The 12844-nt window shown below is 60.7% G+C and carries 11 protein-coding genes; 2 read left to right on the forward strand and 9 right to left on the reverse strand.

Annotation, left to right across the window (positions count from 1 at the left end; translation table 11 throughout):
- Positions 1-53: 53 nt before the first annotated feature.
- Genes plsX through PSH76_RS20970 form a run of 3 tightly spaced genes read right to left on the reverse strand, consistent with a single transcriptional unit; the run spans position 54 to position 1795 of the window.
- Entirely contained in the window at positions 54-1064 is a 1011-nt protein-coding gene (gene plsX / locus PSH76_RS20960) for a phosphate acyltransferase PlsX (protein WP_082239708.1), read from the reverse strand.
- Positions 1065-1068: 4 nt separating this feature from the next.
- The gene (gene rpmF / locus PSH76_RS20965) at positions 1069-1251 is read right to left on the reverse strand and encodes a 50S ribosomal protein L32 (RefSeq protein ID WP_003179396.1); all 183 of its coding nucleotides are present in this window, start codon (positions 1249-1251) and stop codon (positions 1069-1071) included.
- 13 nt (positions 1252-1264) lie between these two features.
- Positions 1265-1795 carry a YceD family protein gene (locus tag PSH76_RS20970; RefSeq protein ID WP_032893131.1) on the reverse strand — a complete coding sequence of 177 codons (531 nt, stop codon included), beginning with the start codon at positions 1793-1795 and terminating at the stop codon, positions 1265-1267.
- 105 nt (positions 1796-1900) lie between these two features.
- Between PSH76_RS20970 and PSH76_RS20975 the strand changes: the two genes are divergently transcribed.
- Positions 1901-2479, forward strand: a complete 579-nt coding sequence (locus PSH76_RS20975) for a nucleoside triphosphate pyrophosphatase (RefSeq protein ID WP_305492860.1) — start codon at positions 1901-1903, stop codon at positions 2477-2479.
- A gap of 131 nt (positions 2480-2610) precedes the next feature.
- Here the strand turns inward: PSH76_RS20975 and PSH76_RS20980 are convergent, their stop codons facing one another.
- The 3 genes from PSH76_RS20980 to rluC are packed head-to-tail and all read right to left on the reverse strand — an operon-like array spanning position 2611 to position 5224.
- Positions 2611-3594 (reverse strand): S49 family peptidase, encoded by a 984-nt coding sequence (locus tag PSH76_RS20980; protein ID WP_032893134.1) that lies wholly within the window; start codon positions 3592-3594, stop codon positions 2611-2613.
- A gap of 21 nt (positions 3595-3615) precedes the next feature.
- A complete protein-coding gene (locus PSH76_RS20985) occupies positions 3616-4278 on the reverse strand; it encodes an HAD-IA family hydrolase (protein WP_069558639.1) in 663 nt (220 codons plus the stop codon).
- On the reverse strand, positions 4265-5224 hold the full coding sequence (gene rluC / locus PSH76_RS20990; RefSeq protein WP_003189264.1) for a 23S rRNA pseudouridine(955/2504/2580) synthase RluC: 960 nt from the start codon (positions 5222-5224) through the stop codon (positions 4265-4267). The genes PSH76_RS20985 and rluC overlap by 14 nt, the downstream gene beginning before the upstream one ends.
- A gap of 757 nt (positions 5225-5981) precedes the next feature.
- Between rluC and rne the strand changes: the two genes are divergently transcribed.
- Complete coding sequence (rne, locus tag PSH76_RS20995) at positions 5982-9152, forward strand: ribonuclease E (RefSeq protein WP_370874598.1); 3171 nt, start codon at positions 5982-5984, stop codon at positions 9150-9152.
- Positions 9153-9781: 629 nt separating this feature from the next.
- Here the strand turns inward: rne and PSH76_RS21000 are convergent.
- The 3 genes from PSH76_RS21000 to PSH76_RS21010 form a co-directional block, all read right to left on the reverse strand.
- A complete protein-coding gene (locus PSH76_RS21000) occupies positions 9782-10366 on the reverse strand; it encodes an NTP transferase domain-containing protein (protein ID WP_032893140.1) in 585 nt (194 codons plus the stop codon).
- Positions 10363-11349, reverse strand: coding sequence for an XdhC family protein (locus tag PSH76_RS21005; protein WP_305492862.1), 987 nt, complete (start codon positions 11347-11349; stop codon positions 10363-10365). The genes PSH76_RS21000 and PSH76_RS21005 overlap by 4 nt, the downstream gene beginning before the upstream one ends.
- A 133-nt stretch (positions 11350-11482) precedes the next feature.
- Positions 11483-12814, reverse strand: a complete 1332-nt coding sequence (locus tag PSH76_RS21010) for a dicarboxylate/amino acid:cation symporter (RefSeq protein WP_003189258.1) — start codon at positions 12812-12814, stop codon at positions 11483-11485.
- Between the last annotated feature and the right edge of the window lie 30 nt (positions 12815-12844).

Below are 12844 nucleotides of genomic sequence, written 5' to 3' on the forward strand. Positions count from 1 at the left end.
GGATGGTCAATTGAACTGGCCGGTCACATTTAAGCACTCCCGGGCCAATTCGCCTAAGGCAACAGATCCTCAAGACGTCCGTGCAAGCGTTGCGGCAGGTTCTCTTGAATCTCGATCAGGGCCCGCGCAATTGCACTTTGAAAGCCCAGCACACCGGCCGAGCCATGGCTTTTTACCACAATGCCCTGCAAGCCAAGAAAGCTTGCACCGTTGTGCCGTGCCGGCGCCAGGTCGGCCTGCAAGCGTCGCATCAAGGGAAGCGCCAAGGCACCTACCATGCGTGACGCCAGGTTGCGCTTGAACAACGCTTCGATACGCGTGGCAATCATCGTTGCCAGGCCTTCGCTGGACTTGAGCAGGATATTGCCGACAAAGCCATCACACACCACCACGTCAGCTTCGCCACGGTACAAACCATCGCCCTCGACAAAGCCGATGTAGTTCAAACCCCGCGCGCCTTGCAACAAGGTGGCGGCAAGCTTGACCTGCTGGTTGCCCTTGATGTCCTCGGTGCCGATATTGAGCAGGGCCACCCTGGGGCGGGCTACGCCGAGCGCCTCGGCGGCCACCGAACCCATTACGGCGAACTGCAACAGGTGCTCGGCGCTGCAATCGACATTGGCGCCCAGGTCCAGCAGTTGGCAATAGCCCTTCTGCGTCGGGATCGCCGCCACCATGGCCGGCCGATCAATACCCGGCAAGGTCTTGAGCACATGCCGCGACAAGGCCATCAACGCGCCGGTATTACCGGCACTGACACAGGCTTGCACCTTGCCATCACGCAGCAGCTCAAGGGCCACCCGCATTGAAGAATCAGGCTTGCCACGCAGGGCAACCGCCGGCTTTTCATCCATGCCAATGGTTTCGCTGGCTGGCGTAATCGTCAGGCGCGCGCGATCCACCGCCGGATGGCTGGCAATCAGTTCTTCAAGTAGGGAGGGTTGACCGACGAGGGTCAGGTGCAGCGAGGGCGTGGCAGACAGGCTGGCAATGCAGGCCTGAACAATGCTGCGGGGACCGAAGTCCCCGCCCATTGCGTCAATCGCGATGACTTGAGCAGACAAGTGATTACTCGTCAGCGCCCTTGTCGATCACTTTACGGCCACGGTATACGCCTTCTGGCGATACGTGGTGACGCAGGTGAACTTCACCAGTGGTCTTTTCCACAGACAGGGTGCTAGCCTCGAGAGCGTCGTGCGAACGGCGCATGTCACGGGCGGAGCGGGATTTTTTGTTCTGCTGAACAGCCATAATTGATTAACTCCTAAACGTTTGGGTCACGCTTTAACTGCGCCAATACACTGAACGGGTTGGACCGCGTTACCTCGTCCTCGCTCGGCTCGGCCTCGTCATCGAGACCCTCCGGCTGCTGGCATTCTTCCGGATGATGAGCAGGCACAATGGGCAAGGCGAGCAAAAGCTCCTCCTCGATCAGTGCATGCAGATCCAATGGATCTTCGCCCAGTTCCAGCACGTCATAACCTTTCGGCAACGACTGGGTATTCGCACCCTCTTTCACCACAGCATAACTGCATTCGCTGTGGATCGGCAGGGTGACCAGCTCAAGACAACGCTGGCAAACCATTTTGACTTCGGTGTCGATAACGCTGTGGATTACCACAGATTTACGTTCATCTCGTTCAAAAACGAATTGTGCCTGCACCGTACCGACAGTGTCGGAAAGCGGGTCGCAGAGTCTCTCCAAATCGGCCAGCAGCACTTCACCTTGAAGGGTGGTGCCACGATCAGCCAATTTGCGCGGGTCAACGTGAGGTGGAATCGGGTCATTCAACATAGGCGCAGCATTATAGGGATGCACCCGGCCATGTCAAAGGAAATTCAGCCCTGTGCGTCAGCCGGTCACGTCGCTAGAATCGGCGACTGCCTTGAGGAGACGTATATGCTGCCTTTATTACTCGCGTCCAGCTCGGTTTATCGCCGGGAATTACTGAGCCGCCTGCACCTGCCGTTCACCTGCAGCTCGCCGGATATCGACGAAAGCCACCGCCCGGATGAGTCCGCCATCGAACTGGTCAAGCGCCTGGCCGAGCAAAAGGCCCGCGCCCTCGCCGCCAGCCATCCTGGCCATTTAATCATTGGCTCGGATCAGGTCGCTGCACTGGAAGGCCGGATCATCGGCAAGCCCCACACCTTCGAAAACGCCCGCGAGCAACTGCTGGCTGCCAGCGGCAAGCGTGTGAGCTTCCTCACGGGCCTGGCACTGCTCAACAGCGAGACTGGGCACTGCCAGGTCGACTGCGTGCCGTTTACCGTACACATGCGCGAACTGGATGCAGAACGTATTGAGCGCTACCTGCGGATCGAGCAGCCTTATGACTGTGCGGGCAGTTTCAAAGCAGAAGGGCTGGGGGTGAGCCTGTTCCAGAGCACTGAGGGACCGGATGCGACCAGCCTTATAGGGCTGCCACTGATTCGGCTGGTGGACATGCTACTGACCGAAGGCGTACAGATCCCTTGAAACCATCGTAAAACAATGTGGGAGCTGGCTTGCCTGCGATAGCGGTGTACCAGGCGACACTTATATCGACTAATCCATCACTATCGCGGGCAAGCCCGCTCCCACAGTTGACCTACACCAAGCTTGGAATTTCAGCGCAGGGACGGCCCCTGGAAGCCCATATACAGAGCTAGCTTCTCCGCCACACTGGCACCAAGCTTCTTGGAGAAGCGATCAAACGGCGATTCCTCGACCGTAAAATCCACCAACTCCTTCTCGCCAATCACATCCCGCGCCACCGAGCTGGCACTGCCCAGGCCATCGATCAGGCCCAACGGCAACGCCTGCTCACCCGACCAGACCAGGCCGGAGAACAGCTCCGGATGATCCTTATCCTTCAACCGGTCACCACGCCCCTGCTTGACGCTGGCAATGAACTGACGATGGGTGGTATCGAGGACGCCCTGCCAGAACTGGGTCTCATCGGCTTTTTGCGGCTGGAATGGATCGAGGAACGACTTATGCTCACCCGAGGTGTAGGTGCGACGCTCTATCCCCAGCTTCTCCATGGCACCGACAAAACCGTAACCGGCCGCGGTCACACCAATGGAACCCACCAGGCTGGCCTTGTCGGCATAGATCTGGTCCGCAGCGCTGGCAATGTAATAGGCGCCCGAGGCACCCAGATCGGAGATCACGGCATAGAGCTTGGTATCCGGATGCAAGGCGCGCAGACGACGAATCTCGTCATACACATAGCCCGACTGCACCGGGCTGCCGCCTGGGCTGTTGATGCGCAGGACCACGCCTTTGACCTTGGGGTCCTCAAAGGCCGCGCGCAGACTGGTGACGATATTGTCGGCACTGGCAGGCTCCTTGTCGGCAATCACGCCGCGCACCTCGATCAAGGCGGTGTAATGGCTGCCACGGGTGGCGCTCTTTTCCATGTCCATCAACGGACTGAACAGCGCCAGCATCCCAAGCAGGTACACAAAGGTCAGCAGCTTGAAGAAAATCCCCCAGCGCCGCGAACGGCGTTGCTCCTGGACACTGGCCAGGAGGGTCTTCTCCAGCAGCTTCCAGCTTTTATCATCACTGCTCTCGGCCTTTTCAGGCGCTTTCCACTCGTCACTCATGCCATCAACCCCAGCAAAGACTTATCGGGCCCGGCTGAGCCAGGCCTGCAGTTCGGAAAAATGATCAATCGTCAGTCTCGGTTCGTATTGCTGCAATGCCTCGGCCGACTGGGCGCCGTAGCTGACCGCGACGCTGTCCATGCCCGCATTGCGCGCCATCATCAGGTCGAAAGACGCATCGCCCACCATCAATGCCTCGCGTGGCGTTACACCACAGTGCGCAAGGATCTGTTCCAGCATCAAGGGATGGGGCTTGCTGGCGGTTTCATCCGCAGCACGGGTGATATCAAAGTAATCTTCCCAGCCGTGAGCCTTGAGCACACGGTCCAGGCCGCGACGAGCCTTGCCGGTGGCGACCGCCAGGTGATAACCCTGGGCACGAAACGCTTCCAGCGATTGCACCACACCTTCAAACAGCGGCGAAGGCGTAGCTTCCAGCGCAATGTAGTGGTCGGCGTAGTGCTCGCGAAACGCTACCAACTCGGCGTCGCTGATGTCGGGGTACAGGGTGCGAATGGCTTCAGGCAAACCCAGGCCGATAATGCCCTTGACTGCCAGGTCCGTGCACAAGTCAAAGCCCGAGCGGGTCGAGGCCATGTGCATGGACTCGACGATGCGGCCAATGGAATTGGCCAGCGTCCCGTCCCAATCGAAGATCAGCAGCTTGTAGTCAAGGTGCGACACTCAAACGCTCCACGGTCTTGGCCCACATTTCATCGACCGGCGCCTGCAGTTTCAACTCGCCGCCATCGGGCAGCGGCACGGTGAGCATGTAGGCGTGCAGGAACAACCGCTTGCCGCCCAGATCGCGAATTTCCTTGGAGAAATCCTCGTCGCCGTACTTGGTGTCACCGGCGATGCAGTGACCTGCATGCAGGGTGTGCACCCGAATCTGGTGGGTACGGCCGGTGACCGGCTTGGCCTCGACCATGGTGGCAAAGTCCCCGAAGCGACGCAGCACCTTGAACAGGGTCAGGGCCTCTTTGCCCTCCTCGTCCACTTCGACCATGCGCTCGCCGGAGCGCAGGTTGCTCTTTTGCAACGGCGCACGCACGCTCTTGATCGAGCTGGCCCAGTTGCCGCGCACCAGCGCCATGTAGCGTTTGTCCACGCCATCGCCACGCAGGGCGGTGTGCAGATGTCGCAACATGCTGCGTTTCTTGGCGATCATCAGCAGGCCAGACGTGTCGCGGTCCAGGCGATGGACCAACTCCAGCTCCTTGCAATCGGGGCGCAACTGACGAAAGGCTTCGATCACGCCGAAGTTCAAGCCACTGCCGCCGTGAACCGCAATGCCACAGGGCTTGTTGATCACGATCAGCTTGTTGTCTTCGAACACGATCGACGCTTCCAGGCGCTGCAACAGGCCTTGGGCCAGCGGCACCGGCTCGTCGCGCTCAGGCACGCGCACGGGCGGCACACGGACGATATCGCCCGCCTGCAGCTTGTACTCAGGCTTGATGCGCCCCTTGTTCACGCGCACTTCGCCTTTGCGCAAGATGCGGTAAATCAAGGTCTTGGGCACGCCTTTGAGCCTGGCCAGGAGAAAATTGTCGATGCGTTGGCCGGCATATTCCGGCGAGACCTCAAGCAGCTGAACGCTGGGGGTCGGGGGGGCGGTAGTCGTCATGGCGGCGATGATAACAATTTTTTATGGAATTGAAGCACTTAATCATTACTGCTATAGTCGCGAACGCCGCCAAAAGCGGCCTGGACAGAGGACATGCGGCAGACTGCCGGCCCTGACCATCGCAATTCATCAGGGCGCGAGGCCGTCCTACGGGGCTTTTGCCACCTTGGGAGGCTCAAGACTGTAACAAGCGCAGGTGACATGAGGCCTGAAGCGAGTGCAGAAAGCAGAGTGAATACTCGCCTTTTGCGCCGATATTTACGGCCAGTTCACAAAGTGCAGTCAGTTTTGAGCCAGACCATGGCGAATGCTTCGGAAACAACGCCTGTTAAGAGCTGAGTGAGAGCGCAACCGCCCACACCTAGTCTTGTTTAGCCATGAGCGTGGACTCCCCATTGGAGAACACGGTAAATGCCAACCCGCTGCGGATTCTGCGCGCGGCAGCACCCGAATTATCAGGGATACGTGTAGGGTGGAGATGCACAACCGTCGGACTGTGTAGCACTAGGCTTGTTTTAGACGCTTCATCTCGTCCACAGTCGCCGGTTGATTCCTCCTCCTGACCTTAGCTTTTGTTGAAGTGGTGCCTTTGTCACCACCGCTAACGAGCAGGACGCGTCCGTCGCGATACCGGCCCAATTGGCCGATTTTGCTGGACACTGGAGTGGCCAACCACTCTTGACGCACCTGACACCGACCGTGAGAAGTCGTGTGTGCCGAACGCCGTTTCCGGCAGCCCGGAAACCGACGGTACAACATGAAAAGAATGCTGATTAACGCAACTCAACCCGAAGAGTTGCGTGTTGCACTGGTAGATGGCCAACGCCTCTACGACCTGGACATCGAATCCGGTGCACGCGAGCAGAAAAAGGCCAACATCTATAAAGGCCGTATCACTCGCATCGAACCAAGCCTTGAGGCTGCCTTTGTCGATTTCGGCTCCGAGCGCCACGGCTTCCTGCCCCTTAAAGAAATCTCCCGCGAATACTTCAAGAAAGCCCCCGAAGGCCGCGTGAACATCAAGGACGTCCTGAGCGAAGGCCAGGAAGTCATCGTCCAGGTCGAAAAAGAAGAACGTGGCAACAAGGGCGCAGCCCTGACCACCTTCATCAGCCTCGCCGGTCGTTACCTCGTACTGATGCCGAACAACCCACGTGCCGGCGGTATTTCCCGTCGCATCGAAGGCGAAGAGCGCAACGAACTGCGTGAAGCGCTGAACGGCCTGATCGCACCGGCCGACATGGGCCTGATCGTGCGCACTGCCGGCCTTGGCCGCAGCAGCGAAGAAATGCAGTGGGACCTCGACTACCTGCTGCAACTGTGGACCGCTATCAAAGAAGCGTCCCTGGATCGTTCCGCGCCATTCCTGATCTACCAGGAAAGCAACGTGATCATCCGCGCCATCCGCGATTACCTGCGCCAGGACATCGGCGAAGTGCTGATCGACAGCGTTGAAGCCCAGGACGAAGCCCTGACCTTCATCCGCCAGGTGATGCCGCAGTACGCCAGCAAGATCAAGCTGTACGAAGACAGCGTGCCGCTGTTCAACCGTTTCCAGATCGAAAGCCAGATCGAGACCGCCTTCCAGCGCGTGGTCGAACTGCCTTCCGGCGGCTCCATCGTGATCGACCCGACCGAAGCCCTGGTGTCCATCGACATCAACTCGGCGCGCGCGACCAAAGGCAGCGACATCGAAGAAACCGCCCTGCAGACCAATCTGGAAGCGGCTGAAGAAATCGCCCGCCAGCTGCGCCTGCGTGACATCGGCGGCCTGATCGTCATCGACTTCATCGACATGACCCCTGCCAAGAACCAGCGCGCCGTGGAAGAGAAAGTCCGCGAATGCCTGGAAGCTGACCGCGCTCGCGTGCAAGTCGGCCGCATCTCGCGCTTCGGCCTGCTGGAAATGTCCCGTCAGCGCCTGCGTCCATCCCTGGGCGAGAGCAGCGGCATCGTTTGCCCACGTTGCAACGGCACCGGCATCATCCGTGACGTTGAATCGCTGTCCCTGGCGATCCTGCGCCTGATCGAAGAAGAAGCCCTGAAAGACCGTACCGCCGAAGTTCGCGCACAAGTGCCGATTCCGGTTGCGGCCTTCCTGCTCAACGAAAAACGCAACTCGATCACCAAGATCGAACTACGCACCCGTGCCCGTATCGTCATCCTGCCGAACGATCACCTCGAGACGCCGCACTTCGAAGTCCAGCGCCTGCGTGATGACAGCCCGGAAGCCCACAGCGGCCAGTCCAGCTATGAAATCGCTGCGGCTGCTGCCGAAGTCGAAGAAGTCCAGCCAGCCGCTGCGACCCGCACCCTGGTTCGCCAAGAAGCGGCCGTCAAGACTGCGCCGGCCCGCGCCAACGCACCGGTACCGACCGAAGCTGCCGCCCCGGTTGCCGCACCGGCCGCCCTGCCTGAGCCAAGCCTGTTCAAGGGCCTGGTGAAGTCGCTGGTCAGCCTGTTCGCCACCAAGGAAGAGCCTGCTGCCCCGGTTGTGGTTGAAAAACCTGCCACCGAGCGCCCGGCGCGCAATGAAGAACGTCGCAACGGTCGCCAGCAGAGCCGTAACCGCAATGGCCGCCGCGACGAAGAGCGCAAGCCTCGCGAAGAACGTGCTCCGCGTGAAGAACGCGCACCACGTGAAGAACGTGCGCCTCGCGAAGCCCGCGAAGACACCCCGACCGTCGCCCGTGAAGAACGTGCACCGCGTGAAGAGCGCGCCCCACGTACCCCACGCGCTCCACGTGAAGACCGCAAGCCACGTGGCGAGCGTGAAGAACGTGTGCGTGAATTGCGCGAGCCTCTGGACGCGGCACCTGCCGTTGCCGTTGCCGCTGCCGCAGCCGTTACCACCGAAGAACGCCCGGCCCGCCAGCCGCGTGAAGAGCGCGCACCCCGTGAAGAGCGCCAACCGCGCCCGCCACGTGAAGAGCGTCAACCACGCGCCGAGCAAGCCGCTGCTGCCAGCGAAGAAGAAGTACTGACCGGCGAAGAGCAACTGCAGGAAGACGGCCAGGACAACGCCGAAGGCGATCGTCCACGCCGCCGCTCCCGTGGCCAGCGTCGTCGCAGCAACCGTCGTGAGCGTCAGCGTGATGCCAACGGCAACGTGATCGAAGGTTCGGAAGAAACCGGCGAAAACCCAGAAGCTGCCAACAACGAACCAACAGGCGCCGAACTGGCTGCCGGCTTGGCCGTTACCGCTGCCGTTGCCAGCTCGGTCATCAGCGCCCCCGCTGAAGCCCAGGCCCACGAGCAAGCCGAACGCGCTACCGCTGCCGTCGAAGACACTGTTGCCGTAGAAGCGCCAGCCGCCGAAACCCCAGCGGTCGAAGCGCCGGTTGTTGAAGCGCCAGTCGTTGAAGCCACAACCCCTGTCGAAGCCCCAGTGGTTCCGGAAGTGGAAGTGGCCCCGGTTCGCGATGCACAGCCAGAAACCGAAGCGGTTGCCGTTGAACCGGCTCCGGTAGTTGAGCCTCAGCCAGTAGTAGAAGCGACCGTAGAAGCTCCGGTGGTCGAAGAAGCATCCCCGGCCGTGCGTGAAGTTCGCGAAGAACAGACCGCCTTCCAGTGGACTGCCGAACCGGCTGCACCGGTTGAAGCGCCAGCACCTGCCCCAGTGGTAGAAGAAGCGCCGGCACCGGTTGCCGAAGTCGCCGCCGAGCCAGCCCCAGTGGTCGAGCCGACGCCGGTTGTGGAGCCTGCGCCCGTGGTTGAAGTCGAAGCCCCGGTGGTTGCCGAAGTGGCCGCCCCTGTGGTTGAAGCTGCACCTGCAAGCGCCCTCACCGAAAACGGCCGTGCGCCGAACGACCCACGTGAAGTGCGTCGTCGCCGCAAGGAAGCCGAAGCTGCTGCAGCCGCAGCCGCAGCCCAGGCGGTAGAGCACAAGGCCCCGGAAGCAGAGCACGAGCCTAAACCCCTCGTCTGATTCCAACCGCCACTAAAAAGCCCCGCCTGAGTGATCAGGCGGGGCTTTTTAGTGGCTGGCTATCTCGACTTGAAATGCAATCACTGTGGGAGCTGGCTTGCCTGCGATAGCGGTCTGACAGCCGATACCTATCTACCTGACACCCCAATGATCCCACTGTGGGAGCGGGCTTGCTCGCGAAGGCGGCCTGACAGCTGACACAGTTTATCGGGTACATATCCATTCCTGCGGTAACGGCCACTTAGGGTTCCGCCCTGACGGCGGCTCACTTTTGAACAGCGCAAAAGTAAGCAAAACGCTCTTGCCCCACCACTCGGCACCTCGCCCAGGCTCGGTGTGCCCGTAATCCGCCAGTGATTTGGGGGGCCGCCGCCACGCGCCATCCATGGCGCGGGGCGGCTAAACCGGCATCCCTGCCGGTTTACCCCCCAAATCCCTGTCGAATTCCGGCCAGCGTGGTTTAACGGGGCGCCTAAGATCAAGATCAAGAGCGGCTCGCTTCGCATCGTGGTTACCGCCTGCTGCTACAGCCCACAAAGTTATGTAGATACCTATGCTGCGATAGGGTCAATTCAGTCAGCCTGGATGTGGCTGACACACCGCAATCGCAGGCAAGCCAGCTCCCACCTTTAATCTGCGCTAAAACTCAACCGTTGCGGCACATCCACATCCCAAAGCACACCGGGATCATCCATCTGCATCTCCCGCACCTGTGCTCGCGCAAACAACGGCTTGGCTCCGCGATCCCCACTCAGCGCCATCAGCGCCGGGCCAAACGTGCGATCAAAAGCCACTGGATGCCCGTACTGCCCGGCAGATACCGGCACAGTGACGCCCTCCACGTTGGCAATCACCCGTTCGATACTCGATGACTGAATAAACGGCATATCCCCCAACACCACCAGCCACCCATCCGCCGCACCGCTGGCCTTGACCGCCGCCGCAATGCTGTCGCCCATCCCGCTCGAATCCAGCAGCACAACTTGACAGCCATAAGCCTTTGCCAGACGGATAACCTCTGCGCGCTCCGGCGAAGTCACCAACCAGCGCTTTTCGACACGCCGAGGCAAATTGCGTAGCACCTGCTCGATAACCGGACGGGTAACGCCATCCAGCCCCACGCAAGCGGCAAGCAACTTGTCTTGATCAGCTCCTGCTTCAGCCCGAAAACGACTGCCCTGCCCCGCCGCCAGCACAATTGCGGTCACCGTCACTCGGCCACCACTGCCAACGGCTTTTTCTGCATCGGTGCCACCCCGTTCTTGATCGCAACAATTTCCGCCATCAGCGACAGCGCAATTTCCGCCGGCGTATGGCTGCCGATGTGCAGGCCGATCGGCCCGTGCAAACGCGCGATGGCGTCCGCCGACAGGCCCAGCGCGGCCAGGTTCTCCCGACGTTTCTGGGTATTGACCTGCGAACCCAGGGCGCCGATATAGAACGCCGTGGAGTTCAGCGCCGTCAGCAACGCCATGTCATCCAGACGTGGATCGTGGGTCAGGCAGACAATGGCCGTGCGTTCATCGGTATGAATATTCAACACCGCCTCGTCGGGCATGCCCGGCACAAAGCGGCCATGCTGGTCTTCCCAGCCGTAGACGAACTCTTCGCGGGGGTCGCAGATCAGCACTTCGAAATCCAGCAGGCGCGCCATTTCCGCTACGTAGCGCGACAGCTGCCCGGCGCCGATCAGCAGCAGGCGCCAGCGCGGGCCGTAGATGGCGCGCAAGCGTTCGCCGTCGAAGCTGACCACGTCGGTCTTGCTGGCGGTGCTCAAGGTTACCTCGCCCGTGGCCAGATTCAGCTCGCGAGCGACAATCTGATGATCTTCACAACGCGCCAGCAGCGCTTGGACCCAACCCCACTCTTCCACGCGCTCCTCGGTGAGCCGCAGGGTGCCACCGCAGGGCAGGCCAAAACGTGCGGCCTCATCGCGAGTGACGCCGTAAGTCACCAACTGCACAGGCGGGCCGTCAGCAAGCAAGCGGCCATCTTGCAGGCGTGCGATCAAGTCATCCTCGATGCAACCGCCCGACACCGAGCCAATCACCACGCCATCACCGCGCAGGGCCAGCATTGCCCCCGGCGGGCGCGGCGCGCTGCCCCAGGTTTGCACCACGCTGTACAAGATCACGCGCTGCCCGGCGCGGCGCCATTGCAGCACGCTGCGCAGGACGTTCAGATCCACACTGTCCATCAGGCCTCCGGTAAGTACTGTCGCGTTCACTGTAAACCAAAAATATCCGTAGCATCCCGCCAGAAACGCAAACGCCCCGAACCAGTCGGGGCGTTTGCCGATAGCGTTGGCGTCAGTTCACGCCAGCAGCCACTTATTTGACGACAGGCGCCGGGCCTTCAGCCACGCCCAGATCATCGAGCTCGCGGGTTTCGGAGATACCGGTACCGCCAGACGCCAACTCGCTTTGCAGCTTGTCGGTGTCCAGTTCCTTGACCCACTTGGCCACAACGATGGTGGCAACTGCGTTACCCACCAGGTTGGTCAGGGCACGGGCTTCGGACATGAAGCGGTCGATACCCAGGATCAGCGCCAGGCCCGCAACCGGCAGGTGGCCAACGGCCGACAGGGTGGCGGCCAGTACGATGAAGCCCGAACCGGTCACGCCAGCAGCGCCTTTGGACGACAGCAGCAGCACCAGCAGCAGGGTGATCTGGTGAGTGATGTCCATGTGGGTGTCGGTCGCCTGGGCGATGAACACAGCCGCCATGGTCAGGTAGATCGACGTACCGTCGAGGTTGAAGGAGTAACCGGTTGGAATCACCAGGCCGACCACGGACTTCTTCGCGCCCAGGCGCTCCATCTTGATCAGCATGCGTGGCAGTGCGGATTCGGAAGACGAGGTACCCAGTACGATCAGCAGTTCTTCACGGATGTAGCGGATCAGCTTCAACACGCTGAAACCGTGAGCGCGGCAGATGGCGCCCAGCACCAACACCACGAACAGGATGCAGGTGATGTAGAAGCAGATCATCAATTGGCCCAACTGCACCAGGGAACCGACACCGTAGGCGCCGATGGTGAACGCCATGGCGCCCAAGGCACCGATTGGCGCGAGCTTCATGATCATGTTGATGATGTTGAACATCACGTGGGCGAAGCGATCGATGAAGTCCAGCACCGGCTTGCCGTAGGCACCCAGGCGGTGCAGGGCGAAACCGAAGATCACCGAGAACATCAGCACTTGCAGGATGTCGCCGTTGGCGAAGGCGCCGACGATGGTGTTCGGGATGACGTTGAGGATAAAGCCGACGATGCTCTGGTCTTTACCGGCGGTGACGTAGGCCGCCACTTTGGAAGCATCCAGGGTCGCGACGTCGATGTGCATGCCGGCGCCCGGCTGCACCACGTTGACCACGACCAGGCCAATCAGCAGGGCGATGGTAGAAACGATTTCGAAGTACAGCAGCGCGTAGCCGCCGGTCTTGCCCACCGACTTCATGCTTTGCATGCCAGCGATGCCGCTGACCACGGTACAGAAGATGATCGGGGCGATGACCATTTTGATCAGCTTGATAAAGCCGTCACCCAGTGGCTTGAGGGCCACGCCGGTCTGCGGGTAGAAGTGGCCGAGCAAGATACCGATAACGATTGCAACGATCACCTGGAAATACAGGGATTTGTAGATTGGCTGACGAGTCGTCATTGCAAAGTTCCTCAATCGTCCCGTGGGGCA

Source organism: Pseudomonas sp. FP215 (assembly GCF_030687795.1).
Lineage (GTDB): Bacteria > Pseudomonadota > Gammaproteobacteria > Pseudomonadales > Pseudomonadaceae > Aquipseudomonas > Aquipseudomonas salmasensis.